Origin of the sequence: Flavobacterium daejeonense DSM 17708 (genome assembly GCF_000425425.1) — a bacterium.
Taxonomy (GTDB): Bacteria; Bacteroidota; Bacteroidia; order Flavobacteriales; family Flavobacteriaceae; genus Flavobacterium; species Flavobacterium daejeonense.
On record NZ_KE384374.1, the window covers coordinates 79,094 to 104,818 of the forward strand.

The 25,725-nt window shown below is 37.1% G+C and carries 22 protein-coding genes; 4 read left to right on the top strand and 18 right to left on the bottom strand.

Features of this window, described 5'->3' with window-relative positions; genetic code table 11:
• Nucleotides 1-40: 40 nt before the first annotated feature.
• The 3 genes from H599_RS0118095 to H599_RS0118105 all read right to left on the bottom strand — a co-directional run bounded on the left by H599_RS0118095 (nt 41) and on the right by H599_RS0118105 (nt 6,163).
• The gene (locus H599_RS0118095) at nt 41-2,665 is read right to left on the bottom strand and encodes an MGH1-like glycoside hydrolase domain-containing protein (protein WP_026715398.1); all 2,625 of its coding nucleotides are present in this window, start codon (nt 2,663-2,665) and stop codon (nt 41-43) included.
• Between the two features lie 239 nt (nt 2,666-2,904).
• Nucleotides 2,905-3,741 carry a mechanosensitive ion channel family protein gene (locus H599_RS0118100; protein WP_245600570.1) on the bottom strand — a complete coding sequence of 279 codons (837 nt, stop codon included), beginning with the start codon at nt 3,739-3,741 and terminating at the stop codon, nt 2,905-2,907.
• A 22-nt stretch (nt 3,742-3,763) separates the two neighbouring features.
• On the bottom strand, nt 3,764-6,163 hold the full coding sequence (locus H599_RS0118105; RefSeq protein WP_026715400.1) for an efflux RND transporter permease subunit: 2,400 nt from the start codon (nt 6,161-6,163) through the stop codon (nt 3,764-3,766).
• Between the two features lie 195 nt (nt 6,164-6,358).
• Here H599_RS0118105 and H599_RS0118110 point away from each other — a divergent pair, with 195 nt between their 5' ends.
• The gene (locus H599_RS0118110) at nt 6,359-8,629 is read left to right on the top strand and encodes a cation:proton antiporter (RefSeq protein ID WP_026715401.1); all 2,271 of its coding nucleotides are present in this window, start codon (nt 6,359-6,361) and stop codon (nt 8,627-8,629) included.
• A 2-nt stretch (nt 8,630-8,631) separates the two neighbouring features.
• On the top strand, nt 8,632-8,961 hold the full coding sequence (locus H599_RS0118115) for a DMT family transporter (RefSeq protein ID WP_026715402.1): 330 nt from the start codon (nt 8,632-8,634) through the stop codon (nt 8,959-8,961).
• Here H599_RS0118115 and H599_RS0118120 read toward each other — a convergent pair.
• From H599_RS0118120 to H599_RS20155, 14 genes are all read right to left on the bottom strand, one after another.
• Nucleotides 8,958-11,456 (bottom strand): DUF5686 family protein, encoded by a 2,499-nt coding sequence (locus H599_RS0118120; protein ID WP_026715403.1) that lies wholly within the window; start codon nt 11,454-11,456, stop codon nt 8,958-8,960. The two genes, H599_RS0118115 and H599_RS0118120, sit on opposite strands and share 4 nt — an antisense overlap.
• Before the next feature lie 122 nt (nt 11,457-11,578).
• Entirely contained in the window at nt 11,579-12,142 is a 564-nt protein-coding gene (gene frr / locus H599_RS0118125) for a ribosome recycling factor (protein ID WP_026715404.1), read from the bottom strand.
• A gap of 70 nt (nt 12,143-12,212) precedes the next feature.
• Nucleotides 12,213-12,920: a UMP kinase gene (gene pyrH, locus H599_RS0118130; protein ID WP_026715405.1), complete on the bottom strand. Its 708-nt coding sequence runs from the start codon at nt 12,918-12,920 to the stop codon at nt 12,213-12,215.
• A gap of 61 nt (nt 12,921-12,981) precedes the next feature.
• The gene (locus H599_RS0118135) at nt 12,982-13,767 is read right to left on the bottom strand and encodes a patatin-like phospholipase family protein (protein ID WP_026715406.1); all 786 of its coding nucleotides are present in this window, start codon (nt 13,765-13,767) and stop codon (nt 12,982-12,984) included.
• A 66-nt stretch (nt 13,768-13,833) separates the two neighbouring features.
• Nucleotides 13,834-14,058 carry a hypothetical protein gene (locus H599_RS0118140; RefSeq protein WP_026715407.1) on the bottom strand — a complete coding sequence of 75 codons (225 nt, stop codon included), beginning with the start codon at nt 14,056-14,058 and terminating at the stop codon, nt 13,834-13,836.
• Nucleotides 14,059-14,156: 98 nt separating this feature from the next.
• Complete coding sequence (gene truB / locus H599_RS0118145; RefSeq protein ID WP_026715408.1) at nt 14,157-14,855, bottom strand: tRNA pseudouridine(55) synthase TruB; 699 nt, start codon at nt 14,853-14,855, stop codon at nt 14,157-14,159.
• Entirely contained in the window at nt 14,855-15,640 is a 786-nt protein-coding gene (locus tag H599_RS0118150; protein WP_026715409.1) for an undecaprenyl-diphosphate phosphatase, read from the bottom strand. Before H599_RS0118150 ends, truB begins: the two co-directional genes overlap by 1 nt.
• A gap of 79 nt (nt 15,641-15,719) precedes the next feature.
• Complete coding sequence (locus H599_RS0118155; protein ID WP_026715410.1) at nt 15,720-15,953, bottom strand: DUF3098 domain-containing protein; 234 nt, start codon at nt 15,951-15,953, stop codon at nt 15,720-15,722.
• 92 nt (nt 15,954-16,045) lie between these two features.
• A complete protein-coding gene (locus H599_RS0118160; protein WP_026715411.1) occupies nt 16,046-16,924 on the bottom strand; it encodes a cell division protein FtsX in 879 nt (292 codons plus the stop codon).
• An 81-nt stretch (nt 16,925-17,005) separates the two neighbouring features.
• Complete coding sequence (locus tag H599_RS0118165) at nt 17,006-17,905, bottom strand: ABC transporter ATP-binding protein (RefSeq protein ID WP_026715412.1); 900 nt, start codon at nt 17,903-17,905, stop codon at nt 17,006-17,008.
• Nucleotides 17,902-18,579 (bottom strand): molybdate ABC transporter permease subunit, encoded by a 678-nt coding sequence (gene modB, locus H599_RS0118170; protein ID WP_026715413.1) that lies wholly within the window; start codon nt 18,577-18,579, stop codon nt 17,902-17,904. Before modB ends, H599_RS0118165 begins: the two co-directional genes overlap by 4 nt.
• Entirely contained in the window at nt 18,572-18,976 is a 405-nt protein-coding gene (locus tag H599_RS0118175) for a TOBE domain-containing protein (protein WP_026715414.1), read from the bottom strand. The genes modB and H599_RS0118175 overlap by 8 nt, the downstream gene beginning before the upstream one ends.
• Nucleotides 18,977-18,984: 8 nt before the next feature.
• Nucleotides 18,985-19,740, bottom strand: coding sequence for a molybdate ABC transporter substrate-binding protein (modA, locus tag H599_RS0118180; RefSeq protein WP_026715415.1), 756 nt, complete (start codon nt 19,738-19,740; stop codon nt 18,985-18,987).
• Nucleotides 19,741-19,746: 6 nt separating this feature from the next.
• The gene (locus H599_RS20155) at nt 19,747-21,069 is read right to left on the bottom strand and encodes an alginate export family protein (protein WP_162174279.1); all 1,323 of its coding nucleotides are present in this window, start codon (nt 21,067-21,069) and stop codon (nt 19,747-19,749) included.
• 253 nt (nt 21,070-21,322) lie between these two features.
• On the opposite strand from H599_RS20155, the gene leuS reads away from it, so the two are divergent.
• Both leuS and H599_RS0118195 read left to right on the top strand, forming a co-directional pair.
• On the top strand, nt 21,323-24,196 hold the full coding sequence (leuS, locus tag H599_RS0118190; RefSeq protein ID WP_026715416.1) for a leucine--tRNA ligase: 2,874 nt from the start codon (nt 21,323-21,325) through the stop codon (nt 24,194-24,196).
• Nucleotides 24,197-24,413: 217 nt separating this feature from the next.
• A complete protein-coding gene (locus tag H599_RS0118195) occupies nt 24,414-25,103 on the top strand; it encodes a zinc metallopeptidase (RefSeq protein ID WP_026715417.1) in 690 nt (229 codons plus the stop codon).
• Between the two features lie 305 nt (nt 25,104-25,408).
• Here H599_RS0118195 and H599_RS0118205 read toward each other — a convergent pair whose 3' ends face one another.
• Nucleotides 25,409-25,600: a hypothetical protein gene (locus tag H599_RS0118205; protein WP_026715418.1), complete on the bottom strand. Its 192-nt coding sequence runs from the start codon at nt 25,598-25,600 to the stop codon at nt 25,409-25,411.
• Nucleotides 25,601-25,725: the final 125 nt, after the last annotated feature.

Here is a 25,725-nt window from a genome sequence, read left to right on the forward strand (position 1 = left end):
ACCCCGTCTCATTCCTAAAAACGAGACGGGATTTAGCATTTTAACTATTCTTCTCTAATTCCAGAATCAAATTAGCAATCAATGCTGTCCATCCGGTTTGGTGTGATGCGCCGAGACCTTTTCCGGTATCGCCGTCAAAAAACTCATAGAAAAAATGTTCATTTCTAAAATGCGGGTCTTTGGCAAAATGCATTTCGTGGTCATCGGAATGGTATTGAAATTTACCATTTTCGTTTCTTTCAAACAGTTTGATTAAACGTTTAGTCAATTCGTTAGCAATTTCTTTTAAATTCAGTTTATTTCCGGAACCCGTTGGGAATTCATAGATATATGTTGGTCCGTAAAAAGTATAATATTTACGAAGCGATTGGATAATCATATAATTCAACGGCATCCAGATAGGACCACGCCAGTTCGAATTTCCGCCAAACATATTCGAACGGCTTTCTCCCGGTTCGTACTGAATTTGGTGACGTCCATGATGTTCAAAAACAAAAGGATGGTCTTTGTGGAATTTAGACAGGGAACGAATTCCGTAATCAGATAAAAATTCATTTTCATCCAGCAGGCGTTTGAGTAAGTGTTCTAATCTAAAACCACGCATTATAGAGAATAGAAAATTCCCATCCGGATTGGCTTTTTCCAAATTCGAAATTAAGGAAGCCAAATCAGGACGGGTTCTGATAATTTCGTTAGCTCTTTTTCTAAAATCCTGCAATTGATCGAACAAATCTTTGTGCATGATTTCGACAGCAAACATCGGGATAACACCCACCAGAGAGCGTACTTTTAAACGTTCCGTTTTTCCATTGGACATTTCGACAACATCATAATAGAAATTGTCTTCGTCATCCCAAAGTGAAATATCTTTTTTCCCGATGTGATGCATCGCCCAGGCAATATTCAAAAAGTGTCTGAAAAATTTAGCCGAAACCTCTTCGTAAATTTTATTCGTTTTAGCCAGTTCCAGCGACATGCGCAACATGTTTAATGAAAACATGGCCATCCAGCTGGTAGCATCGGCCTGTTGCATTTTTTTAATTCCTTCGGGCATGTGGTTGCGGTCAAAAACCCCAATGTTATCCAAGCCCAGGAACCCTCCTTCAAATAAGTCGGTTCCACTGGTGTCTTTTTGATTTACCCACCAGGTAAAATTGATAAGGAGTTTTTGGAATGCTTTTTCTAAAAATGTTGTATCGGCTTTGCCAGTACGAATTTTATCTTTTTCATAAACCGTCCAAACTGCCCAGGAATGTACAGGCGGATTTACATCGCTAAAATTCCATTCGTAAGCCGGAATTTGTCCGTTAGGATGCATGTAGCTTTCCTGTAAAACGAGCAGTAATTGCTGCTTGGCAAAATAAGGGTCAATTTCTACAAAGGAAGCCATGTGAAAAGCCAAGTCCCAGGCGGCATACCAAGGGTATTCCCATTTGTCGGGCATCGAAATAACGTGACGATTGGTAAGATGTTGCCAGGAATAATTTCGCATGTTAGAACGATGAGGCGGTTCTTCTTTAGGACTGCCAAAGAGCCATTTGAAAACATCGTTATAATAAAACTGCTTAGTCCATAACAAACCTGAAAAAGCACTTTTGGCAATGGCTCTTTGGGCTTCAGGGATTTTTTCGGTGATAATGTCATTGTAAAAGGCTTCGCATTCTGTTTTCCGTTGGTCAAAAATAGATTCAAAATCTCCCCAGGGATTGTCTAATGGTAGATGACTTAAGCGAATTCGGATGCTTTTTTCTTCGCTGGCTTTTAATTCTAATTCATGCCAGATAGCGACTTTAGTTCCAAATTTCTCCGGATTTACAGTTGGTTCTCCTTTGATAACATGATTGTTGATACCGTCTTTAACGTATTGATATTCGTTAGCGAAATTGTAAATGCGCTCGTTATTGGTTTCGTTTTCACAAAATAATTGTTTGCCATCTTCATGGTATAAATAGTAATCTTCAATACGACTGCTTTTAGAAAGTACTGCATTTTCAGAAACCGATTCCATATTCGGTCTCGGGTGACGGTCGTTGTGTTTCCAGAAATTGCGAAACCAGTAATGCGGCAGCACATGAATGGTTGCTGTTTCCGTTCCTCTGTTAACCACAGTGATTTTCATCAAAAGATCTTCTACATCTGCTTTGGCATATTCGATAAAACAATCAAAATAAGCATTGTTATCAAAGCTGTTGCTGTCCAAAATCTCAAATTCCGGTTCTTCACGGCTTCGTTGGTTTTTTTGAACCAAATCCGTGTAAGGGAATTCGTTTTGTGGGTATTTATAGAGGTATTTATTGTAAGTGTGCGTAGGCGTCGAAACCTGATGAAAATAGAGTTCTTTTACATCTTCACCATGATTTCCCTGATTGTTGGTTAAACCAAAAAGACGTTCTTTAATAATCGGGTCTTTTCCATTCCAAAAAGCAGCTGCCAGACATACAATTTCTCTGGAATCACAAAAACCGGCAATGCCTTCTTCTCCCCATCGGAATGCATTACTACGCGCCTTGTCGTGGTCTATGAATTCCCAGGCTTCACCGTGTTCACTGTAATCTTCGCGAACCGTTCCCCATTGTCTTTCGGCTAAGTAAGGTCCCCATTTTTTCCAATTTCTATAATTGTTTGCAACAGCAAGTCTTTCTTTTTCTGAAGTGGTATGCGTCATAATTGTGTGGTATTTTTTTAAAGCCAGCTTTTGTTTTTAAGATGGTCATTAGTAAAAATAAGACTTTTTTCTGCAATTGTTTCAGCGCAAATGAAGTATTGTTTAATTGTTGGTATTAGAAAGTTTCTTTTTCTGTTTCGAAAAAAAAGAAGACATTTTTTTGATAAAGCACTAGATTTTAACTAAAAAAAATCCCGCTTTTAAGTTAAAACGGGACTCCTGATCGTGTTGTGAGAAAACTATTTCTCTTTAATAAAATGCATATCCATTTGCGGAAACGGAATGTTGAGGTTGTAATTAGCAAATTGCGTATAAACTTTTTCATTCATGTCAAAGAAAACATCCCAGTAATCCGGACCATCGACCCAAACTCTTACGGTAAAATTTACCGAACTATCTGCAAGTGCAGATAATCCAACGAAAGGAGTCGGATCTTTTAAGATTCTTTCGTCCTGAGCGATAAAATCATTAATCGCTCTTTTGAAATTTTCAAGATCATCTCCATAGGCAATTCCAAAAGTCCAATCGACTCTTCTTGTAGGTTCGGCGGAATAGTTGATTAAAGCACCTGTTGAAAGTGGTCCATTAGGAATGATAACCAGCTTTTTATCGGCTGTGTTCAGCATGGTCGAAAAAATACTAATTTCCTTAACAGTACCAGTGAATCCCTGAGCTTCGATAAAATCGCCAATTTTAAATGGTTTCAGGATTAAGATGATAACACCTCCGGCAAAATTTTGTAAAGTTCCTGAAAGAGCCATGCCTACAGCCAAACCGGCAGCTCCCAGAATCGCTACAAAGGAGGTCATTTGGATTCCAATCATTCCCATTACTGTTACGAAAACTAAAGCTTTCAGGGCAATGTTAGTCAAGCTTTTTAAGAACGGAACTAATGATTGGTCTATTTTAGATTTTTCTAAGGATTTGCCAACGGCTTTGGTCGTGATTTTAGTCAACCATAAACCGATTATTAAAACTATTATTCCTCCTACTAATTTAGGAGCATATTCAAACCCAAAGTCAATTGCTTTATCAAGGTATTTATTCGCAAGCGTTACTTGTTCTTCAATAATCATTTTTTTGTTTTTTTATTCTATTTTATTTGTCTTCTAATTCGTCTAAATGATCCAAAACGTCAATTTTGGGTTCAATAAATTCCTGTTCGTTAGCCAATGATTTGTTTAATGTTAAAACCAAACAAGGTAATAACATCAAATTAGAAAGCATTCCAAAAGCAAGAGTAATGGCGATTAATCCTCCAAGAGCTACAGTTCCACCAAAATCGGATAACATGAAAACCGAGAATCCGGCAAATAATACTACCGAAGTATAAAACATACTGATTCCCGATTCTTTAATCGTGGCAAATACCGATTTTTTAATCTTCCAGTTGTTGTGTGTAAGTTCCTGACGATATTGTGCCAAAAAGTGAATGGTATCATCAACTGATAAACCAAATGCAATACTGAATACTAATATTGTAGATGGTTTTAAAGGAATGCCAAAATAACCCATTAAACCAGCTGTAATAGCAAGTGGAAGTAAATTAGGAATCAAAGAAACAACTACCATTTTGAACGAACGGAACATGAAAACCATTAACATGGATATAAGGAAAATGGCAAATAAAATCGAACTAACTAAGTTGTCCAATAAATATTTGGTTCCTTTTTCAAAAACCAGCGCTTTTCCGGTCATGGTTACTTTGTAACGCTCTTTTGGGAAAATAGTATTGATTTTTGACCAAAGTTTGTCTTCAATTTTAGCCATATTTCCGGTGCCGATGTCTTTCATGAAAGTCGTAATTCGGGCAACCTGTCCGGTACTGTCCACATAACTTTTCATGATATTTTCCTTGCTGTCTTTGGTTCCGTTTTTGGCATAACTTAAAATAAAAGCCTGTTCCTGAGAAGTTGGCAATTCGTAATAGTCCGGATTTCCGTTGTAGTACGCCTGTTTCGAATATTTAACCAAATTAAGAATCGAAACCGGTTTAGACAATTCCGGAATTTCTTCGATGGTTTTTTGTAATTCGTCCATTTTTCTCATGGTCGAAAGTTTCATAACTCCCTTTTTGCGTTGGGTGTCAATGGTGATTTCAAGCGGCATCACGCCGTTGAATTCTTTTTCGAAGAAAAGAATATCATTGAAAAAGCCTGTTTTCTTAGGCATGTCTTCAATTAAACTTCCTGAAGTCTGGATTTTTAAAGCACCAATACAACTAATCAGGAATAGAAAAATAGCAACTGCATACACATAGCGGCGGTTGTATTTTACTGTTTTTTCTATCCAGGAAATAAATTTCTTAGTATAATCTCGACTCAAATGTTCCAAGTGTCGGTCTTTAGGAACGGCCTGATAGCTGTAATAAATAGGAATTACAATCAAACACAAAAAGAATAAAGCAATGATGCTTAACGAAGAAACGATACCAAATTCTTTTAACAATTCACTATTGGTAATGATAAAAGTAGCAAAACCGGCGGCTGTAGTTAAATTGGTCATCAAAGTAGCAGTTCCTACTTTGGTAATTACCCTTTGCAATGCTCTGGCTTTGTTTCCGTGAGCGCGGTATTCCTGCTGGTATTTATTGGTCAGGAAAATACAGTTTGGAATTCCGATTACAATAACTAATGACGGAACAATGGCTGTAAGAACGGTGATTTCGTAATGGAATAATCCCAGTAATCCAAAAGTCCACATCACGCCAATAACTACAATAATCATCGAAATTAAAGTAGCGCGGAACGAACGGAAAAAGAAAAAGAAAATAAAGGAGGTGATAAATAGCGAAGCTCCAATAAAAAGACTGATTTCGTCGGTGATGCTTTTCGCATTTAAAGTTCGAATGTAAGGCATTCCCGAAACCCGAAGATCGATACCGGTTTCTTTTTCAAAAGCTTCAATTTTCGGGATAAAATCATTTAGGATAAAATCCTTTCTCGCTGCGGTGTTTACAATTTTTTTATCCATGTAAATGGCCGAGCGAATGGTACCTTTGTTGTTAAAAAGCAAACCTTCGTAAAAAGGCATTTTTTCGAATAAATCTTTTTTAATGCTGTCCAGATACGCCTGATTGTTTGTCTGACTCTGATCTACAAAAGGAGCTAATTCGAAACTTTCAATAGCTTCGTTTTTTTTCAGTTTCTTCAAATCACTTACTGAAATAACCAAATCGATTTCTTGCTGTGATTTAAGATCGGTCATCAGTTTGTTCCAGGCAGCAAAAACTTTCGGGGTAAAAAACACATCGTCTTTGATACCAACAACCATAAGGTTTCCTTCTTCGCCAAATTCTTTCAGGAAAGCGTTGTATTCTTTGTTAACGATGTTGTCGTCCGGAAGTAAGTTGGCTTCGGTAAATGAAAACCGAATATTTTTCCATTGTAATCCCAGAAAAATGGTGAACAGAAGAATAAGTCCCAGTATTGCTATTTTGTTTTTAAGTACAATTCGGGCCACAAACTCCCAAAATCCCACTTTTAATTTCTTTTTCATAAGGGTTTTAAAATGGCTGCAAATGTAATGAAAACCAAAGTAAAGGCGTAATTTATTTGTAAATTTTAAATGAATTTTAGGTTTTTGGAGCGCTTGTTTTTCTTGATTTATAATTAATTTTCGGCTTGTAATTTCAATCAAAGAATTTAGCATCTTTGTGTGAAGTTTGAATCAATAATTTTGTGGGTTATGGTTTTGAAAAAATATAAAAATTCGCTTTTTTATTTTGGGGTTACGGGAGGTTTTTCGGCTTTGATTTATTGGATCATCGGACAGGGAAAATTGCTTCAGTTGAAAAAAGTACCAATCGGAGTTAAAGCGTCTAATAATTCTTTTAACGATTTTGTCAATTCGATGCTGCATAACTTTCAGGATCCGCTGGCTATTTTGCTGGCTCAGATTGTAATGATTATCCTTACTGCCCGAATTTTCGGTTGGTTTTTTAAGAAAATTGGGCAACCCACTGTTATTGGTGAAATCATCGCCGGAATTGTTCTTGGACCTTCTTTGGTAGGAATGTATTTTCCGGAATTTTCAGCGGCTTTGTTTCCGGAAGCCTCTTTGGGGAATTTGAAGTTTCTAAGTCAGATTGGGTTAATCCTTTTCATGTTTGTTATCGGAATGGAATTGGATGTAAAAGTCCTGAAAAATAAGGCTAGTGAAGCTATTGTTATTAGTCACGCCAGTATTGTGATTCCGTTTGCTATGGGAATCGGTTTGTCTTATTTTGTGTATAATCAATTTGCGCCGGAAGGAGTAGAGTTTCTTTCTTTTAGTCTCTTCATGGGAATCGCGATGAGTATTACGGCTTTTCCGGTTTTGGCCCGAATTGTTCAGGAGCGCGGGATTCATAAAACCCGATTGGGAGCTATCGTAATTACCTGTGCCGCTGCCGATGATATTACCGCCTGGTGCTTGCTGGCAGTGGTAATTGCTATTGTTAAAGCCGGTGATTTTGTAGGTTCGTTGTATGTTATTTCGTTGGCATTTATTTATGTTTTAGCCATGCTTTATGTGGTCAAACCTTTCCTGAAACGAATAGGTGATTTGTATGCCGAAAAAGAAAATATCGGAAAACCGGTTATGGCGCTTTTTTTATTACTGCTTATTCTTTCTTCTTACGCTACTGAAGTAATCGGGATTCATGCGTTGTTTGGTGGTTTTATGATGGGAGCCATCATGCCGGATATTGCTAAATTCAGAATGATTTTTATCGAAAAAGTCGAAGATGTATCGGTGATTTTGCTTTTACCGTTGTTTTTTGTTTTTACAGGTTTGCATACGCAGGTGGGCTTGATTAATGATCCGTATTTGTGGAAAGTTACGGCGGCAATTATTGGGGTTGCAGTGATGGGGAAATTTTTAGGAAGTGCGCTTGCGGCTAAATTTGTCGGGCAAAATTGGCATGAAAGTTTCACTATCGGTGCTTTGATGAATACCCGCGGTTTGATGGAACTGATTGTTTTGAACATTGGTTTGGAACTAAAAGTGTTAACTCCTGAAGTTTTTACCATGATGGTCATTATGGCATTGGTCACGACGTTTATGACAGGGCCGGCATTGAACGTACTGGATTTTATCTTTAAAAATAAAAGAGAAGAAGAAAGCGTTGAAGTAATTGACGAGAGTAAATACCGTATTTTGATTTCTTTTGGGAACAATGAAAAAGGGAAATCTTTGTTGCGTTTGGCCAATGGTTTGACCAAAAAACAAAAAAAGACTTCGGTTATTACAGCGATGCATTTGTCTCAGAGTGATGAACTGCATTCGTTTAATTTGGAAGAAATTGAAAGAGAAACTTTCGAACCTGTTTTTGACGAATCAGATCAGTTGGGAGTGAAATTGCTTTCTATTTTTAAAGTGACCAGCGATATTGAAGCCGAAATTGCCGATGTGGCTAATAACGGCGATTATGATTTGCTTTTGGTTGGTTTAGGAAAATCTATTTTCGAAGGAAGTTTGCTGGGTAAAGTAATCGGATTTACCACGCGAATCATCAATCCGGATCGATTGATTGATAAATTCAAAGGAAAAGAAGGCTTGTTCGAAAATTCGCCTTTTGATGAAAGAACAAGACAAATTGTGGCTAAAACCAAAACGCCTTTGGGGATTTTAATTGATAATGATTTTGAACAAATGGATCATGTTTTTGTGCCTATTTTAAAATCAGACGATGCGGTTTTGATGGATTATGTTCAAAAAATGATTTACAATAATAATTCAAAAATTCATCTGGTGGACAGCAATGGTTTTGTGAAAAATAATTTTGTGATTCAAAGCACTGTGGTGACTTTGTTGCAAAAATATCCTAATAATATCAGTGTTATCAGCGATAAAGAAATGAATACTTCTTTTATCAAACAACAGGATTTGATGCTGATTAGTTTAGAAAGCTGGAAAAGTGTGATGGATACGGCTGCCGACTGGCTGGTGGATATTCCTTCTGTTTTAATTATTAAATCATAAATATGAGTTGGATTTTATTGGTAATTGGCGGTTTGTTTGAAGTTGCTTTTGCCTCCTGTTTAGGAAAAGCAAAGGAAACTACCGGAATGGAATCGGCTTACTGGATGATTGGTTTTTTGTTGAGTTTAACAGCAAGTATGTTTTTGTTGTACAAAGCCACACAGGAATTACCCATTGGGACGGCTTATGCGGTTTGGACCGGAATTGGAGCTGTAGGAACTGTTTTAGTTGGGATTTTTGTATTTAAAGAACCGGCAACTTTCTGGCGATTGTTTTTCATCAGTACGCTTATTGCTTCCATCATCGGGCTCAAATTTGTGTCGAGTCACTAAAAACCTAAATTCAAAACATAACTGAGTTTGATCGCTAAATTATCTTCAAATCGCGGAAGTTGGTTAGGGCCGTAACGGAAAAAAGTAGTGAGTCCTAATCCGTTGAAAATCTGATTTAATTCAATTCCCGATTCAAAGAAACCATTGTGTAAGGTTTTAAAATTAAGCCCGACATGTTGTTCCGGATGGTCTAAATTTCCCCATGCCATTCGGGAAACTAAAACCAGCGAAGGTTTAATTTTTTTGAACAAAGTCACACGGTTAAAAGCGTGTTTGAATTGGAACAAAGCATATTTGTTAGAGAAAAATTCGTTAAAAAACATGGTTTCAAAACTGTTTTTCCCACCAAAAGTAATTCGCTGAATAACGGTTTCTTTTGTAATGTTATTCGGCGAGGTGTTGTATAAATGCGTTAGCGGAATATCGCCTAAAGCATAACCTGCCTGAAATAATAAGGCGGTTTTTTGTCCGTTTAAATATTTCTTTTCGTATTCGGTTTTAAAATCAAATTTGCTGAAATTAAAATCATTCTCCCATAATTTTCCAAGCGATTGTGTGAACTGAAAGGTGAATTTAGGAAAGCGTTTTTCTATTTCGATTCTGCCGGTCGGGGTTTGCATAAAATCACTCAGCGGACTCCATTGCAGCGACAACATGGCTGTGGTCATAGTGTAAGCCGTGTAGCGTTTTTCATTATACAAAAAGGCATAATTGAATTTTGGAGTAATATCGGCGTGATTGAGTTCCAGAATACTTTCGGTTTTGGGAATTTTTCGGGTTTCAAAATAGCTTTTCCAACTCACATAATTGTAAAAAGTGCTGATGTTTATCGGGCGCGGATCGTAAATTTTGAAAGGTTTTTTTTCAATCGAAAACCAGGTGCTGGCAATTTCCCGAACATCATCGGTGTAGGCAATTCCCATCCATGAATTGTCTTTCTGATCTATTTTTGCGGCAGCGCCCAGACTTCCTTTAAAAATGCCATCTTTGGTTCCGTAAGCATAATAGCCTTCAATTCGGAAGTTTTTAGAAAGACGTTCGTTAGTGACACCGCCTAATCCTAAGCGGAATCCTTCGTGATTGTTGTAGCTGAATATTTTTCGTAAATCCAAATCAAAGAAAGCAATCGGAAAATAGCCGTTGATGATTTTTTTTCCAAATTGCACGCGATGGGCAATTTTTCTTCTAACCGAAATGCTGTCGAGTTCGCTATAGGTTTTTTGACTGCGAATATCCATGGCATCTTTTCGGTAGTTTTCCCAAAAAGATTCTTCTTTGTTCAGTGCATTTTTCTCTATTTCTACAGCAAAATAAGAATTAGGAATGGAGACAGTAATGTTTCTTTTAATATCAAAATTATAGGTTTCGGATTGTAGATAGATGTAATCCGAAGGTTGTTTTTTTCGGGGTTTAAGATTGTTTTCTACATCACCGTCAAATTGAATGGTTCCGCCAAAAATACGAATGTCATCGTCATTTTTTCCTTTAATAATCCGGAAGCTTTTGTGAGTAGGAAACCAAAGATTTTCTTCCGGGAAATATTCAAATTCATGGCTTCCGCTAATATCGAGTAAGCCGCGGATGCGCATAATCGCTTTGGTAACAGCATAACTGTGTTGGTCAATGTATAAAATACCTTCGAGTCCTTTGGCTTTGCTTTTCTTTTTGTTTTTGAAATATATCATAAAAGAATTTCTGCCCGAAATAGCAATGGTGTCCAGAAGTTTGTAATCGTAATCCCGAAAAGAATTTTCGGTAATCGGACTGTTGTATTTGGTTTCGAAAAGTTCGTATTTCGAATCGTAAATGGAAAAAGACTGCAGGTTGAACGATAAGATTTCATAAAGCGGCTGCTTAAGTCCCGCCATTTTAGTTCCTAAAACGGTTTCTTTGAGTTTGTTGTCGCCAAATTGAAATTGGGATACTTTTTCTGTTTGAAATAAATGGCGTTTGCTGACCGTTTTTTTGAATTTATAATTGGTAGAATCCAGTTTTATATAAACGCCATTCCGGGTTCTTTTGACAATGGCAGAGTCAATTTTTCCGGAAATCGAATCGGGATTAGCTGAGACGATGAGTTTGTTATAGCTTTTAAATTCAAAGCTTTGCAGTTTTTTTTCGGGATTATTTTGGTCTTTGAGTGCGATGGTTTTTTGAATAATGGCCAGCGCCGTATTTTTATTTTGAATTTTTACTTCTTTCAGTTCGGCTGTCAGAGGAGTCAAAAAAACGCTGTAAAAAGCAGTCCCGTTTTGATAGTCGGTTTTTTTTATTTGGTAACCCAAATAAGAAACATAAAAAGACGAAAATGTTGTTTTGGAATCAAAGTTAATGCTGAATTTTCCATCTACATCGCTAATGCTACTGCCGGAATTGGTTGTGATGGTGGCAAAAGGCAGCGGTTTGCCGGAGTGGGAATCTTTTACAATTCCATTGATTTGGAATTGCGCCTGAAGCGAAAGGGTAAAAAGGAAAAATAATAAAAAATGCTTCATGGCTGCTTTTTGAATCAAAACGAAAGGAAACGCTTTTTTGGTATGGCAAAAGTAAGAATAAAAAATCCGTCCAGATAAAATAAAAATAATCAGGACGGATATTAAAATGTGTTTTTCGAAAGTTACACTTTCATAATTTCGGCTTCTTTAGCAGCAAGAAGCTCGTCTATTTTCTTGATGTAAGTGTTCGTTAGATTTTGAACATCTTCTTCGGCACTTTTACAAATGTCTTCCGAAGTTCCGTCTTTTTCCAGTTTTTTGATGTCGTTGTTAGCATCTTTTCTGGCGTTTCGGATACCAATTTTGGCATCTTCAGCTTCCGCTTTGGCTTGTTTAGCCAATTCGCGGCGACGGTCTTCTGTCAAAGGCGGTACGCTAATGATAATGACATCTCCATTGTTCATTGGGTTAAAACCAAGATTAGCAATCATAATGGCTTTTTCAATGGTTTGCAACATATTTTTTTCAAAAGGCTGCAAAGTAATCGTGCGCGCATCCGGAACGCTGATTTTAGCTACCTGATTCAACGGTGTTGAAGATCCGTAGTAATCTACAAATACACTCCCAAGCATAGCAGGAGAGGCTTTTCCGGCACGGATATTTAGAAATTCTTTTTCTAAGTGACCAATAGAACCTTCCATAGATTCCTGTGCGCTATCTAATATAAATTCAATTTCTTCAGTCATTGTTTTAGATTTTTAGATTTCAGATTTTAGATTTCAGATTTTCTGCTGTCTGAAAGCTGCTGTCTGCAAATTAAATATTAACTACTGTTCCAATGTTTTCACCATCGCAGATTTTTTCCAGATTTCCGCTTTGGTTCATGTCAAAAATAAGAATAGGTAATTTGTTTTCCTGACTTAATGTAAAAGCGGTCGTGTCCATTACATTCAGTCCTTTTTTGATTACATCATCAAATGAAATATAGTCAAATTTTACGGCAGCAGCATTTTTTTCAGGGTCAGAGTCATAAACCCCGTCTACTCTTGTTCCTTTTAAAATTACGTCGGCATTAATTTCAATTCCGCGTAAAACAGCAGCGGTATCGGTAGTAAAATATGGGTTTCCGGTTCCTGCACCAAAGATTACGATTCTTCCTTTTTCAAGGTGACGGTCGGCTCTTCTTTTGATATAAGGTTCGGCTACGGCTTCCATTTTCAAGGCTGTTTGCAAACGGGTTTTCATGCCTTTTTCTTCTAAAGCGCCCTGTAAAGCCATTCCGTTAATTACGGTAGCGAGCATTCCCATGTAATCGCCCTGCACTCTGTCCATTCCGTTGCTCGCTCCTGCAACGCCTCTAAAGATGTTTCCTCCACCTATTACGATGGCAATTTCTACTCCTTTGTCGTGTACTTTTTTGATTTCTTCAGCATATTCAGCTAATCTTGCTGGATCGATTCCGTATTGACGTTCTCCCATTAAAGCTTCTCCGCTTAATTTTAGAAGAATTCTTTTGTATTTCATGTTTTTGTTGCGTTGATTGGTGCAAATATAGGGATATTCTTTTTTTCTGAAATAGGACGCCTTAAATTTTATATAATTTGTTCTCGTAGCTGTATTTGGCTGCCTGATAGCCTAAATTAAAGATCGAATCCATTTTGGTTTTATTGGTTTCAAAGGTACTGTAAACACTCAGTTCTTTTGGTTGAATCATCCAGTCACATTGATTGAATTTTGAGATATTTGAATATTCGGAGAGAATATCAAAAGCTCTTGTGGTAACTGCTCTGATGGAATTCAAATCTTTAGCTTCGATAGTATTGATAGGGCTTACATAAACCCCAATAACGGTGGCGCAGTGCTCACGGAGTAAATCGGTAGGGAAGTGGTTTAAAATTCCGCCGTCACTGTAATGATTGCCATTAATTTCATAAGGCGAAATAATGCCGGGAAAGGAAGAGGACGAAATCAGTGCATCGACAATTTTAGTTTCGGGTTCGAAAATTTTCAGTTTGCCTTCAATCATGTCAGTTGCGGTAATTTGTGTCGGAATTTCCAAATCAGAAAGAGTCGCATCCTTAAAAACTGTCTGAAAATATTCTTTGAATGCCTCAGAATCGATCAAGCCGGCTTTGGTAAAAGTAATGTGTTTCCAATGAAATAAATAAATAGATTTGAAGAAATCGAGGATTTCTTCGGGTGTTTTCCCCCAGGCATACATAGCGCCCACAATTGATCCGGCGCTGGTTCCGGCAATTTGGGTAGGACGAATGCCCTGTTCTTCCAGAAATTTAATAGCCCCCGCATGGGCTAAACCTTTTGTGCCACCACCCGAAAGCGCCAACCCAATTGATTTTGAATATAAGTTCATTTGATTGGTAATTTTTATAAAAGTACACTTTTTTGGATTTTATATAAGTGAAAAAATATAGTTTTCTTATTTATTGTAGAGTTTGTTTCTTTTAATCGGAACATCTATTATAGAATCATTTTTAACTTCAATTACACCTTCATATTGTTCGATTTCATCATAAGGAGGTCTATTGTTTAGTTTTACATTCCAATAATTATTTTTATTTCTGAAAAGAATAAGGTGAAAATGTTTATCGGTAATTTTGATAGAATCTTTAACACAATAGATTTCATTAGGATTATTAATCATAGGTTCTTTAGCGTTGTCAATCAGTGTGAGAAATTTATATTGCAGTGAAACGCATAAATTCCCCGATGAATTAATTTTCGCTTTTACGAATAATTTATTTAGCTTTCTAATCCTAAGCTTTCTTCAAAAAGCCTGATGTCAATGGCATTTTTGACATCGTAATCGCCAATTTTAGTACGACGCAATGCTGTTAAGTGTGAGCCTGAATGTAGGGCTTTGCCAAAATCGTAAGCAAGCGAACGAATGTAAGTTCCTTTGCTGCATACTACTCTAAAATCGATTTCAGGAAGTGCAATTCGGGTGATTTCAAATTCGTGGATGGTTGTTTTTCTGCTTGCTATTTCAATTTCTTCACCGGCACGAGCATGTTCGTACAGGCGTTTTCCGTCTTTTTTAATAGCTGAAAAAATAGGTGGTTTTTGGTCAATTTCGCCTAAAAACTGCTTCACGGTTTCGTGAATTAAAGCCTCATCAATATGTGCGGTTGGGAAAGTTGCGTCGATTTCAGTTTCTAAATCATACGATGGCGTGGTGGCTCCTATGTAGAAAGTTCCGGTATATTCTTTGGTCTGCCCCTGCAATTCCTGAATTTTTTTGGTAAACTTTCCGGTGCAAATTAACAATAGTCCGGTCGCCAAAGGATCCAAAGTTCCGGCATGACCAATTTTGAATTTTTTAGGCAATCCTACTTTGTTAATCAGCAGGTATTTTAATTTATTCACCGCCTGAAACGAGCTCCACTGCAAAGGTTTGTCAATCAATAAAACCTGCCCTTCTAAATACTCTTCTTTTGTCATTAGATAACGGTCAGCGGGTGAATGAAATAATGAATGAGCAACAGGATTAATCCGGCTGCTATGCGGTAATAACCAAAAATTTTGAAGCCTTTTTTACTTAAAAATCCAATGAAAGATTTGATGGCTAACATAGCTACGATGAAAGCAACAATGTTTCCTATGAATAAGATATTAATTTGGTCTTCGGTTAATACATAACCTTCCTTGTAATAGTCGTAGCATTTTTTTACAGTGGCGCCTAACATTGTTGGGACAGCCAGAAAAAAAGAAAATTCGGCAGCAGCCGTTCGGGAAAGTTTTTGAGACATTCCGCCTACGATAGAAGCACCGCTTCGGGAAACTCCCGGAATCATTGCTAAACATTGGAAAAAACCAATTTTTAAAGCTCTGCTGTAAGTGATTTCAGTGTCTTCTGAATTGTTGAACCAGTCGTCTACTTTGAGCAGAATGATTCCGCCAATTAATAACGAAATGGCAACCGTTACAGGATTTTCTAATAAGGCATCGATTTTTTTGCTGAAAAGCAAACCAAAAACGACTGCCGGCATAAACGCAGCCAGTAATTTGAAATAAAAATCCAAAGACTGAAAAAAGCGTTTGAAATACAATACCAAAACCGAAAGGATAGCCCCTAGCTGAATGACGATTGTGAAAAGTTTAGTGAATTCTTCGTGCTCAATTCCGTAAAAAGAAGAAGCAATAATCATGTGTCCCGTAGAAGAAACCGGAAGAAATTCGGTGATTCCTTCGATTATAGCCAGAACAATAGCTTGTAATGTGTTCATTTTGGAGTAATCAGTTTTCGGTTTTCAGTTTTCAGTTGTTTTGCTGTTTTTTCTGCAAACTGCAACTGATTACTGTAAACTACTTATTGTTTTTTTTGAAAATAGAATAAATGGTGATTCCGAAACCAATTAAAACGGTTGTAGGCGCTAATCGGATTCTTCTAAAGTCAAAAATAGCATCGCTGTACACTTTTGGATTATCACTTCCACCACCTGACATAAGTATAAATCCAAGTGCAATAACCCCGATTCCGATTAATAGAATTTTATAGTTTACTTTATCGAATAAGAATTCCTGTTTGTTGTTTTCCATTTTATTGCGAGGAACGAAGCAATCTCATTCCAGTTTTTTTAAGTTATTATTTTTTAATGCAGTACTGATCACTAAGAACTGACCACTGATTACTAATACAAATCGTCTGTTCTTAAATTCAGGAAACGTTGGGTAGCAAAATGAGTGCTTAACCAGGTGATTAAAGCTCCAAATCCAAAAACGCCGGCAAAAATCAGGATGATATATACTTTATCTTCCAGAATTCCCAATTCCGGAAAATTAGTTTGAATGTAGGATAAAAGTCCAATTAAGGCTAAAATAGCCAAAGCCGCTCCCAGCATTCCTAATTTTACACTTCGCATGACAAATGGTTTTCGGATAAACGATTTGGTTGCGCCTACCATTTGCATGGTTTTGATGATAAATCGGTTGGAATAAATGGACAAACGCAACGAACTGTTAATTAGTAAAACGGCAATAAAAGTTAAAAATCCGCTCACGATTAAAATCCACATGCTGACTTTTTTGATGTTGTCGTTAACCATGTTTACCAATTGTTTGTCGTACACAATATCCGAAATCATTGGGTTATTCGTGCGTAACTGACGTTCAATTTTAGCCACAGAGTCTTTTTCTACATAAGCGGCTTTGATGTGAATGTCAAAAGAGTTTTGTAAAGGATTTTCGCCCAGGAAAGTCAGGAAATCCTCTCCGATAATATCAGTATGTTGTTTTGCAGCCTCTTCTTTGCTTACATATACAATGCTTTTAGCGTAAGCTGCTTTTTTTAATTCGGTACCAAAACCTTTTAAAATAGTATCATTGGCTTCGTTTTTAAAGAAAACCGTCATGGCGATTTTTTCCTTAAAATTGTCAGCTAATCTTTTAGAATTGACAATAAAAAGACCTAAGATTCCGAGTAAAAATAAAACCAGAGAAATACTCAGAACTACCGAAAAATAAGAGGAAATTAACCTGCGTTTTTGAAACTTATCAAATGAAGAACTCATAGTTTACTTTAATTATGGGGTAAAAATAATAAACAATTTCTTTATATGAAGTTAATAACGTTCAAAGTTTCAATTTTCGTGTTATAAATCCCGACTTTTAGGAACAGAATCTATTTTTGTAAGAATAGGGTTGAAAGCTTTGGAAGCAATCAGCACTTTATTACCAATGTTTAAATCCTGAATTTCTTCGTCCATCGCAATGATTTTGACAATGTTGTTTCCAATTAAAACGACTACGATGTTGATGAAATTTTCTTTTTCAATTTTGAGAATTTCGCCCACAAACTGAAATTTTCCACTTACTATCCGACTCGAAAAAACTTCGTCCGGACGACCATTTTTGCTGATAATACCGTTTTCAAGAACAATTACTTTGTCGGACATTTTATAAATTTCGGCAATATCATGACTGACAAGAATTGTGGTGAGCTGGTATTTTCTATGTGCCTGAAGAATATAATCCTGCAATTTTACACGCATTTCCTGATCCACTGCCGATAAGGGTTCATCAAGCAATAAAATTTTGGGACGACGAACTAAGGCTCTGGCCAGAGCGACTCTTTGTTTTTGTCCGCCGGAGAGCTGTGCCGGTTTTTGATGTTGCAATTGCTGCAATTCCATTAATGCTAATAATTCCTCGATAATGGATTTGTCCTGTCCTTTTTCAAGAGCATAATTTAGATTTTCGCGAACGCTCATATTTGGGAATAAAGCATAATCCTGAAAAACATAAGCTATGTTGCGTTTTTGCGGAGAAAGTTGGATTTTTTTATCGGTATCCAGCCAGTTTTCGTTATTTACTGTAATGATACCTTTATCAGCCTGAGTCAATCCCGAAAGCATGCGCAACGTAGTTGTTTTCCCCGAACCCGACGCGCCATACAAAGTCACAAAATTATTTTCCCTGATTTCAAAATCAAGGTTCAAAAGCATTTCTCCTGTTGCTGATTGGAGTTTTTTCTGAATTTGAATGACAATCATTGTAAAGGAGATGTTTTAGAAAAACGATGGTTAATGGTATAAACGCATAAAAGCACAATAAACGCAAAAGCAAATAAAATTCCGGCATACACATTGGCATTGTGATAATTCATCGCCTGCACTTCGTCATAAATAGCAATGGAAACGACTTTAGTTTCTGACGGAATACTGCCGCCTACCATTAAAACCACGCCAAATTCGCCAATAGTATGTGCAAAAGTCAGTACAATTCCGGTAAGTATGCTTTTTTTTATATTTGGGATTAAAACTTTAAAAAGGGTTTCGGTTTTGCTTTTTCCTAATAAAAAAGAAGCTTCCATCAAGGACGGAGAAAGCAATTTGAGTCCGTTTTGAATGGGATGTACCATAAAAGGCAGGCTATACAAAACCGAGGCAACCACTAATCCGGAAAATGTAAAAACCAGTCGGAGGTCAAAATATTGGTCGAGAAATTTCCCAAAAGTATTTTCGGGACTAAAAGCCAGTAATAAGTAAAATCCTAGAACTGAAGGAGGCAAGACAAGCGGCAAACTCACCACAGCTTCCGGTATTACTTTTAACTTCCATTTGCTGAAAGCTAACCAATAAGCCAACGGTAAGCCAAGGCACAACAAAATCAGCGTGGTGCAAAAGGCCAGTTGTAAGGTGAGATATATGGGTTGCAAATCAATCATGAGCGGCTAAACTTATTTCGTTGGTTTTTATCATCGCAATCACCGAATCATTTTCCTGAATGGCAAGTTGGTCAAAAGCATTTCGGGTAATGACCGAAGTAATTTTGCTGTCCTGAAATTGCAGGATGATTTTGCAAAGCAAATTGCCTTTTTCAAAAGAAATTACGCTGCAATCCAGTTTGTTCTGAAGGCTGATTATTCCTGAAAAATCTTTAGCCAGAACTACTTCGGTTTCTTTGAAAATAATAGTTGCGGGATTATCGATTTTAAGGTATTCTGAATGTTCGGCAGTGTCAATTACAATGGAAGTTATCGGGCAATTTTGAACCCATATTTTAACTAAAGACAAACTGCCTTCGGTTTTAATTTCGGATATTTTGCCTTTTAAAATGTTCATTTAAAAAATTATTTTTGAGAATAACCAAAATAATTCAAAATCGCTTTGGCTTTTGCTGACGAAATATACTCATAAAATCGCTTTGCTGCTGCATTTTCTTTACCGTGTTTTAGAATAACGCAGCCTTGTTGCAGTGCTGCGTGGCTTTTTTGCGGAATGATATAATATTTTCCGCCTTCTTTTTTCATTGCCGGCGACAACACATCTGATAAGGCAAGAATGCCAATATCGGCTGCGCCAAATGCGGTGAATTGTGCTGCCTGAGCAATATTTTCGCCGTAAACCAACTTTGGTTTTAGTTTATCGTATAGTTTGTAATATTTCATGCTTTCCACCGCTTTGGTGCCGTAAGGCGCGGTTTTAGGGTTGGCAATGGCAATTTTTTTGATTTTGGAGTCTAAAAGTGCATTTATTTTTTGAATACGCGGGTCTGTTTTTTTACTCCAAATGGCAATGTTTCCAATGGCATACATTTTCACTTTTGAAATAGCAAAATGCGTTTCTTTCAATTTTGTTGGGTAATTCATGTCGGCGGAGAAAAAAACATCAAAAGGGGCACCGTTAGCAATTTGTTCGTAGAATTTACCCGAGGAGCCATAGGAAATTTGAATGTTATCGGCCGGATTTTCCTGTTGGTAAATTTTTGCAATCGAATCCATCGCCGATTTTAAGTTGGCAGCAACTACCACAGTCGCTTTGTTTTGTCCCCAAAAAGCAAAACTGTTCAACAACAATAAAAGTAAAAAGACGTTTGAGTTTTTCATGGGCTGTTATTTTTTAAAACGAAACAATTCCGGTTTGAAAGTAATCATCAGATAACTCCAAATCGGGGTTAACGCACTGTTTCCGTCTTTGAGTGTTTCCATGCTTTTTTCGGCAGCCATATAGGAAAATCCAAAATCAATCATCGTAAAGCCATTGCATTTGTAATGCAACGACAAATCGTTTTCAAAACCTAAATACGAATTGATGTTTTGATTCAAATCGTTATTAACTTTATTGGCTAAGTAAAACAAATGAAAATCGGAACGCAGACTTATTTTTTGGTTTACATCATAAGTGAAAAATAAATAAGGATTAACCAATCCGCCATTTTTTACATCAGTTGGAAAAGAAGTAAAATAATCCATGTTTCCCATAAATTTCCAGGCTACACCGTAAAGTGGTACAAAGGATTTGGAAATTTCGCTTGTTTTATTGGTATTGTCGCCACTCATGATTTCTGCTCCAAAACGTGTCGTTAATTGGTTAGTTTTCAATTGGATTTCCGGTTGGAAATAATAAGCCGAAATCCGGTTTCCGCTTTGCAATTGACCGAATTGATAATAACCGCTCAGGGTTAGGTGTAAATTTCCTTTTTCAAAATCCAGTCGTCCGCCCGAAGTTGCACGTGTGTACAGGGTGTTGCTGTTGATTTTGCTTTGATAACTGTCGGCAGCATTGATTGTTGTCAGACTGAAATTTTCATTCAGCTTCGCTTTTAGATAATGAATATTTAAGAGTTTATAATTGCTAAATGTTGTTGGAGAAAAATCAGTCTCAAAAATACGCTCGGAAGTTTGATTAAAAGAAGTGAAAAATTCCGAATGAATTTTAGCATTGTCGTAAATCAAATTGATTCCATCGTGAGCTCTCGCTGCCTGACTCCAGTTGGCCGCTGAGAAAATTCTGCCATTATCTAATTCTACTTTTTGACGACCTAATTTTACGGAGAAATTTTTCAAAATACCTGCTTCTGCAAAAGCTTCAAAAACATTCAAAGAACCCGAAGTGGAAGTTTGTCCGTATTGTCCCCAAACCCGAATGTCCTGAATGGAAGTGTGAAATTGGAACTGATTCTGGCTGTAATCAACATTCAAACGGCTGCGTTGCGAAGTAAAAAAAGCCGCTTTACTGTCGTCGGTTCTGAGTTGTTTGTAACCGTTTCGGTATTCTGTTCTGGGTCTGAATTCCAAACCAATGGCAAATTCTTTGTTTTCCGGAGTTGTTTTTTGGGAATTGGTCATCAGAGTTTCTAACGAATCAGCTTCTTTTTGCGTAATCAGTTTCTTTTGCAATAACAGATGTGTCAACGTCTTGGTGTCCTGAGCCATTATTTTTTCGAACGACAACAAAGAAAGTAAACAAAAAAATATCAGGGTTTGTTTCATGAAAAATCTTAGGATGAAGTTGTTATTTCTCTTGCAAAAATAAGTATTATTACTTAGTAAATAGTTCTTGCTTGTTTTATTTTTTGTTTTCTGAAAATAACTTTGGTGCAATCTACAATAAACGTAAATTTGCCAACTGAAAATCAACAGATAAAATCTTATAAACTTTGCAACTTTGCAACTTTGAAACTTTATAATGAAATACAATCCGAACGAAATCGAAGCCAAATGGCAACAATACTGGGCTGACAATAAAACTTTTGCAGCCAAAAATGATTCAGACAAACCGAAACATTATGTTTTAGATATGTTTCCTTATCCTTCGGGAGCAGGACTGCATGTAGGACATCCGCTGGGTTACATTGCTTCGGATGTGTATTCGCGTTTTAAGCGTCATCAGGGGTATAATGTGTTGCACCCAATGGGTTACGATAGTTTTGGATTGCCGGCTGAGCAATATGCCATTCAAACGGGGCAACGTCCGGAAGATACCACCCGTGTGAATATTGACGGAGGTGTGGATAAAGAAGGAAATCTAATTGCGGGTTATCGTAAACAATTGGATAAAATTGGATTTTCATTTGATTGGGACAGAGAAGTGCGTACTTCCAACCCAAATTATTACAAGCATACCCAATGGATTTTTATTCAGTTATTTAATTCCTGGTACAATAAAGATTCAGACAAGGCGGAAGATATTTCGACTTTGATTGCTCTTTTTGAAAAAGAAGGTAATTCAAAAGTTAATGCAGTTTGTGATGATAACATCCAAGCTTTTTCAGCTGATGAGTGGAACGCTTTCGCAAAAGATACTCAGGAGAAAATTTTACTACAATATAGATTAACCTATTTAGCAGAAACCGAAGTCAACTGGTGTCCGGGATTAGGAACGGTTTTGGCAAATGACGAAATCGTAAACGGAGTTTCGGAACGTGGTGGATTTCCGGTAGTTCGTAAAAAAATGACCCAATGGAGCATGCGTATTTCAGCTTATGCGGAACGTTTACTGCAAGGTTTGGAAACCATTGACTGGAGTGAGTCGATTAAAGAATCACAAAGAAACTGGATTGGAAAATCAGTTGGTGCTATGGTGACTTTTAAGTTAAAAAATCATGAGGAAGTAATTGATGTTTTTACAACCCGTCCAGATACCATTTTCGGAGTTACTTTTATGACTTTGGCACCGGAACACGAATTAGTTGCTCAAATTACAAGTCCGGGACAAAAAGCAGCGGTTGAGGCTTATATCGAAAAAACAGCCAAGCGTTCCGAAAGAGAGCGTATGGCCGATGTAAAAACGATTTCGGGAGTATTTACAGGAGCTTATGCGGAGCATCCGTTTACCAAAGAAGCGATTCCGGTTTGGATTGGCGATTATGTGTTGGCAGGTTACGGAACAGGAGCTGTAATGGCGGTGCCTTGTGGGGATGAAAGAGATTATGCCTTTGCTAATTTCTTTAAAGGTCATCCCGAGGCTTCGGGAGGAATGCCACCGATAAAGAACATTGTTGACAAAGATATTTCCGAAGGCGCTTTTGGCGCCAAAGAAGGATTCCAATTGGTAAATTCCGATTTCTTGAACGGCATGGGTTACAAAGACGGAACTCAAAAAGTGATTGCCGAATTGGAAAAAATAGGACAGGGTTACGGAAAAGTAAATTACCGTTTGCGTGATGCGGTTTTCTCCCGTCAGCGTTATTGGGGTGAGCCTTTCCCGGTATATTATGTGAATGGTTTGCCGCAGATGATTGAAGCGCAACACTTGCCAATTATTTTACCGGAAGTAGAGAAATATTTACCAACCGAAGACGGTTTGCCTCCATTAGGAAATGCGGCTGTTTGGGCTTGGGACACTGAAAAGTTGTCGGTTGTTGGTTGTGAGTTGATAGATCATGTGACTGTTTTTCCATTAGAATTGAATACGATGCCGGGTTGGGCAGGAAGTTCATGGTATTGGATGCGTTATATGGACGCTAAAAATGATACTGAATTTGCCAGCCAAGAAGCATTGAAATACTGGGAATCTGTAGATTTATACATTGGTGGTAGCGAGCATGCCACCGGACACTTGTTGTATTCCCGTTTTTGGAATAAATTCTTAAAAGACAAAGGTTTTGCGCCAACAGAAGAACCATTCAAAAAACTGATCAATCAGGGAATGATTTTGGGGACGAGTGCTTTGGTTTACAGAATTGAAGGAGCTAATACTTTTATTTCTAAAAATAAAATCAACGGGGAAAATGTTCAGCCAATTCATGCAGACGTGAATTTTGTAAATGCTTCTGATGAATTGGATATTGAAAAGTTTAAAGCCTGGAGAGAAGATTATGCGGATGCCGAATTTATTTTAGACGAAAACGGAAAATACATTGTAGGTCGCGAAGTAGAAAAAATGTCTAAATCGAAATACAATGTCGTAACTCCGGATGCTATTTGCGCTGAATATGGTGCTGATACTTTGCGTTTGTACGAAATGTTCTTAGGGCCGTTAGAGCAGGCGAAGCCATGGAATACGGCTGGTATTTCGGGAGTTTTTGGATTCCTGAAAAAACTTTGGCGTTTGTATTTTGATGATAATGGTTTGGTTGTAAATAACGACGAACCAACCAAAGACAATTTAAAATCGTTGCATAAAACCATCAAGAAAGTAACGGAAGATATCGATAATTTCTCGTTCAATACTTCGGTTTCTCAATTTATGATTTGTGTGAACGAATTATCGGCTCAAAAGTGTAATTCGAGAGCTATTTTAGAACCTCTGGCAATTGTAATTTCGCCTTATGCACCTCACATCGCCGAAGAATTATGGAGTGCTTTAGGAAATGAAGGTTCAATAGCTACTGTTGCTTTCCCTAAATGTGAGGAAAAATATTTAGTCGAATCTGAAAAAGAATATCCGGTTTCTTTCAATGGGAAAATGCGTTTTACAATTACCTTGCCTTTGGATTTAACTAAGGAACAAATTGAGGAAATCGTGATGAAAGACGAAAGAACTCAAAAACAATTAGACGGCAGAACACCTAATAAAGTGATTATCGTTCCGGGGAAAATCATCAATTTGGTTGGCTAACCGAATAAATTCCAATCCCGATAGCTGTCGGGATTAAATTCCAAATTCCAATTATCACACTGAGCTTCTCGAAGTGTTATTGGAATTTGGAATTTTTGTTTTGATATTTCTTATTGCTATTTAATGAATTTTTAACAGCTGTCAAAATGGCATTTTTGTAAATTGGTTTAGAATTTGCGGATTGTATTTAAAATTTGAAACTAAAATATAAAAAGATATGGGAAGTGGTTATTTAATTCTGGCCGGGGTAATTATGCTGTTCAGCTGGTTAGTAAGTTCAAGATTAAAGAGCAAGTTTGAGCATTATTCGCAGTTGCATTTACAAAATAATATGAGTGGTGCTGAAATTGCTACTAAAATGCTTCACGACAATGGCATTTATGATGTAAAAGTGATTTCGACTCCGGGACAATTAACGGATCATTATAATCCGGCTGATAAAACAGTAAATCTGAGTGAAGCGGTGTATAATCAGCGTAATGCGGCTGCGGCTGCGGTGGCGGCTCACGAATGTGGTCATGCCGTACAACATGCCCGCGGTTATGAGTGGCTGACGATGCGTTCTAAATTAGTACCTTTTGTTAATGTGGCTTCGTCTTATATGCAATGGGTTTTACTGGCTGGTATTTTGATGTTAAAAACCTTTCCGGGATTATTGCTTATAGGAATTATTTTGTTTGCTGCAACTACGTTGTTTTCCATTATTACGTTGCCAGTAGAATATGATGCCAGTAATCGCGCTTTGGCCTGGTTGAAAACTAAAAATATGTTGAATCCTGCCGAATATGCCGGAGCAGAAGATTCTTTGAAATGGGCGGCCAGAACTTATGTGGTGGCTGCTTTAGGGTCTATTGCTACGCTGTTGTATTATCTTTCTGTTTATTTAGGAGGAAGTAGGAGAAACTAATAAGTTCAATATCAATTTCAATGATGGAATTGAGAGAGAAATAAATTCAAAAAAAAAATAAAATTCCAAATTCCAATTGTCACACTTAGCTTCTCGAAGTGTTATTGGAATTTGGAATTTTTTTATTGAATATTTTTGGCTGTTATTCCGGCATATTTTGTTTTTGCCAGTTCACTAAAACAGCTACCTGATCTTCTGTTAAGGCTGGTTTTTTGTTTACCGGAGGCATAAATTTACGATTGTCCTGAGGTAAAGTTATTCTTTCCAGTATAGCACCAATGTGTGTTTTTAGCTGTTCGTAATTTTTAAATGGTTCTTTTTTTTCCTTGTGGCGGCATGTGGCAAGGTGTACAGCTGTTAGCGATGATAGGTTTTACATCGTTAGTGTAAGTAATTTTTTTAGCATCAACATAGTCTTTGTTTTTTTTGGCCGAACTACAATTGCTAAGTACAACTGCTAATGGAAGCATCAATGCAATAATTTTGAATTTCTTCATAAATTTAATATTAAAGTTGGTTTTGTTTTTAAGACCTTAAAAAAGGATTTGGGTTTAATTTGATTTTAAAATTAATTTGGATAGCTGGAATAAAAAAAGCCGCGAAACTCGCGGCTTAAATATAT

Bases quoted from the DNA above. Each gene is read 5' to 3' on its own strand.
- H599_RS0118095 (WP_026715398.1), bottom strand. From the start codon at position 2,665: ATGACGCATACCACTTCAGAAAAAGAAAGACTTGCTGTTGCAAACAAT.
- H599_RS0118100 (WP_245600570.1), bottom strand. From the start codon at position 3,741: ATGATTATTGAAGAACAAGTAACGCTTGCGAATAAATACCTTGATAAA.
- H599_RS0118105 (WP_026715400.1), bottom strand. From the start codon at position 6,163: ATGAAAAAGAAATTAAAAGTGGGATTTTGGGAGTTTGTGGCCCGAATT.
- H599_RS0118115 (WP_026715402.1), top strand. From the start codon at position 8,632: ATGAGTTGGATTTTATTGGTAATTGGCGGTTTGTTTGAAGTTGCTTTT.
- H599_RS0118120 (WP_026715403.1), bottom strand. From the start codon at position 11,456: ATGAAGCATTTTTTATTATTTTTCCTTTTTACCCTTTCGCTTCAGGCG.
- frr (WP_026715404.1), bottom strand. From the start codon at position 12,142: ATGACTGAAGAAATTGAATTTATATTAGATAGCGCACAGGAATCTATG.
- pyrH (WP_026715405.1), bottom strand. From the start codon at position 12,920: ATGAAATACAAAAGAATTCTTCTAAAATTAAGCGGAGAAGCTTTAATG.
- H599_RS0118135 (WP_026715406.1), bottom strand. From the start codon at position 13,767: ATGAACTTATATTCAAAATCAATTGGGTTGGCGCTTTCGGGTGGTGGC.
- H599_RS0118140 (WP_026715407.1), bottom strand. From the start codon at position 14,058: ATGATTAATAATCCTAATGAAATCTATTGTGTTAAAGATTCTATCAAA.
- truB (WP_026715408.1), bottom strand. From the start codon at position 14,855: ATGACAAAAGAAGAGTATTTAGAAGGGCAGGTTTTATTGATTGACAAA.
- H599_RS0118150 (WP_026715409.1), bottom strand. From the start codon at position 15,640: ATGAACACATTACAAGCTATTGTTCTGGCTATAATCGAAGGAATCACC.
- H599_RS0118155 (WP_026715410.1), bottom strand. From the start codon at position 15,953: ATGGAAAACAACAAACAGGAATTCTTATTCGATAAAGTAAACTATAAA.
- H599_RS0118160 (WP_026715411.1), bottom strand. From the start codon at position 16,924: ATGAGTTCTTCATTTGATAAGTTTCAAAAACGCAGGTTAATTTCCTCT.
- H599_RS0118165 (WP_026715412.1), bottom strand. From the start codon at position 17,905: ATGATTGTCATTCAAATTCAGAAAAAACTCCAATCAGCAACAGGAGAA.
- modB (WP_026715413.1), bottom strand. From the start codon at position 18,579: ATGATTGATTTGCAACCCATATATCTCACCTTACAACTGGCCTTTTGC.
- H599_RS0118175 (WP_026715414.1), bottom strand. From the start codon at position 18,976: ATGAACATTTTAAAAGGCAAAATATCCGAAATTAAAACCGAAGGCAGT.
- modA (WP_026715415.1), bottom strand. From the start codon at position 19,740: ATGAAAAACTCAAACGTCTTTTTACTTTTATTGTTGTTGAACAGTTTT.
- H599_RS20155 (WP_162174279.1), bottom strand. From the start codon at position 21,069: ATGGCTCAGGACACCAAGACGTTGACACATCTGTTATTGCAAAAGAAA.
- leuS (WP_026715416.1), top strand. From the start codon at position 21,323: ATGAAATACAATCCGAACGAAATCGAAGCCAAATGGCAACAATACTGG.
- H599_RS0118195 (WP_026715417.1), top strand. From the start codon at position 24,414: ATGGGAAGTGGTTATTTAATTCTGGCCGGGGTAATTATGCTGTTCAGC.
- H599_RS0118205 (WP_026715418.1), bottom strand. From the start codon at position 25,600: ATGAAGAAATTCAAAATTATTGCATTGATGCTTCCATTAGCAGTTGTA.